Annotated in this window: 3 protein-coding genes; all 3 read right to left on the reverse strand. The window is 72.6% G+C overall.

Features of this window, described 5'->3' with window-relative positions; translation table 11 throughout:
* A partial coding sequence (locus Q0588_RS03925; RefSeq protein WP_298743966.1) for a TrbI/VirB10 family protein occupies window positions 1-735 on the reverse strand: 735 nt, incomplete at its 3' end.
* Window positions 732-1,778, reverse strand: a complete 1,047-nt coding sequence (locus Q0588_RS03930; protein WP_298743969.1) for a TrbG/VirB9 family P-type conjugative transfer protein — start codon at window positions 1,776-1,778, stop codon at window positions 732-734. The genes Q0588_RS03925 and Q0588_RS03930, both read right to left, overlap by 4 nt.
* Window positions 1,757-2,366 (reverse strand): conjugal transfer protein TrbF (gene trbF / locus Q0588_RS03935; RefSeq protein ID WP_298743971.1); only part of this gene is annotated, 610 nt, incomplete at its 5' end. The genes trbF and Q0588_RS03930, both read right to left, overlap by 22 nt.

Genomic DNA, 2,366 nt, shown 5'->3' on the forward strand with positions numbered 1-2,366 from the left:
GCCCTGGGGCAGCAGCAGATGCCGGCCGCTGACGGTGTCGAACATGTTCTGGGTGACGGTGGCCACGACCGGGCCGGTGCGCGAGGTGTCGATGCCGGTCAGCAGCGCCGCCGGCACGATGGCGCCGGCCTTGAGCTCGAACGGCGACAGGGGCGCCATGAGGGAATGGCCGTTGTAGACCGCGCCATGGTCGCGACCGGGACCGGCCGGCGCTTGGGCCTGTTCGCCGCCCTGCCCGGCCGGTCGGCCGCCGGAGCCGCCGCCGAAGAACAGCCCTGACCCGGCGGCGTCCCGGGCCGGCGAGCGACGCGGCCCCACGCTCGGGGCCGCCGAGACCGGGCCATGGTCGTCGGGGGTGGACACGCGCGGGCGCGACGCGGACGCGGCGCCGGCTGCAGGCTCGGGGCCGCCGCCCAGCCGTCTGGGCTCGGGCAGCTGGTCGCCCAGTCGATCATAGCTGGCCGGCTGATCGGTCACGACCTCTGAAGCCCGGACGGACCCGCGCGCCTCGTCGAGCCGCCCCTCGTCCGCCCGTTCACGGGCGTTGGCGCGCAACTCGGGCTGGACCACGAAGGCCCAGGCCAGCGATCCTGAGAGAAGGGCGGCTGCGGCGATGACCACGCCCTGGACCACGGATTTGCGGAGCCGCACGGCGGTGGGGCGCGGCGCCCGTGTCGAGAGTCCCGGCGGCGGCGCCTTGGGCAGTGGCGCGTCTGGCGAGATCGGATCGGTCACGAGCGTCCTCCCGCGCGGTCTTGCAGACGATCGATGCGGACGATCCGCGGGCGGCGGTCGCCGAGCCGCAGCTCGGCCCGGTCGAACACCCGATCGACCACGAACAGGCCGCCCTGCTGGCGGTAGTTGACCATCTGGGCCTCCCCGTCCGGCGCGATCACGAACAGGACGGGCGCCTCGTCGACCTGGAGGTCAGCTAAGAAGGTGATGAAGGTCCGCGTGCCGTCGTTGAACACGGCCGTGGGCGTCCAGCGCGGGGCGCGGCCGCGCGGATCGATCCGGTAGTGCGCGTCCAGCGGCCCGGACGGCACGACGATCGGATCGGCCATGCGCTCCTCCAGGCCGCCGCCGAACGCTCCGCCGGGCGGAATGACGGCCCCGATGTCCCAGGCGACCGCGGCGTTGAACCCCTCGGGCGACCCGCTCTTCAACTGCAGGAAATAGACCCGCTGGCTGGTGGTCAGGACCAGATTGGTCTCCAGGCCGCGCTCCAGGGGCTTGAGCAGGACGTGGGTGCGTTGATTGGGTCCCGCGCCGGACGAGGCCTCGCCGATCTGCCAGCGGACGGTGTCGCCCGCCGCCTTGGAGGTCACGGTCTCGCCGGGCGCCAAGGTCAGGGTGGTGACCCGCAGCGGCGCGGTCCAGACCTCATAGACCCGGCCCGGGTCATAGGCGAAGACTTGGACCCCGCCCACGAAACTGTCCGAGCGCGAAGCCGCGCGGGCGTCGAGATTGGCGGCGGCGATCGCGGTGCGCCCGGTGACGGAGGGCGCCGCCGGCGCTGGGAGCTCGGGCGACGCCGCGACTGCGAGGACGGATCCTGGAGGCTCCGCAGCCTCCGAGGCGATGTCCGCGCCGACCTCGGCGCCGGCGGCCGCCTGCAGATAGGGACGCTCGGTCGGGCTTGAAGGCAAGGGTCGGACGGTTGGGATCACCACCGCCGCCAAGGCAGGCCGCGGAACATCCGGCAGCGGCGCCACGCCGCCGCAGCCGGATAGCGCGAGGCCGAGCGCGGCCAGGCTCAAGAGGCGTCGGGGGTCCATGACACATCCTCGATCTTCAATCCCAGGGGGTTCTTCATCAGCTCAGCCTCGGTGCGGGGCGGCTGCAGGGTGGTGGTGATCAGGGCGCGCCAGCGTTCCGTCCCGGCCGACTGGCCGTTGACGAAGCGGGTCTCGCGCCATTGCAGGTCGTAGGTGCGCTCGGTGCGGCGCACGACGTTCAGCACCTCAACATTGACCGCCTCGCGCCCGGCCTCGGCGAACGGGTCGTGGGCCTGGGCCCAGCTGTTCAGGAAGGACGCCGCCTTCGGCGTCACCAGGTCGTAGGCCCGCAGCCAGTTCTGCCGGATGACGATGGGGTCGATCGACTTGGAGCGAACGTCGCGGATCCAGTCGGCCAACGCGCGGCCGGTCTGGGCCTCGGTCGGTTCGTAACGGCCGCCGATAGCGGTGATGCGCTGGGTCTGGCCCCATTCCGAGACCTCGACCACAAAGGGTTTGACCACGGCCCGCTCGGCCTGGACCCACCAGCCGGCGCCGAGAAAGCCGGCCAGCACCAGATTGGCCAGGGCGATGCGGCGCCAGTTGCGGGCGTGAGCCAGGGACAGGCCCATGCGGTCGTCCCAGACC

The organism is uncultured Brevundimonas sp. (assembly GCF_937870815.1).
Classification (GTDB): Bacteria; Pseudomonadota; Alphaproteobacteria; order Caulobacterales; family Caulobacteraceae; genus Brevundimonas.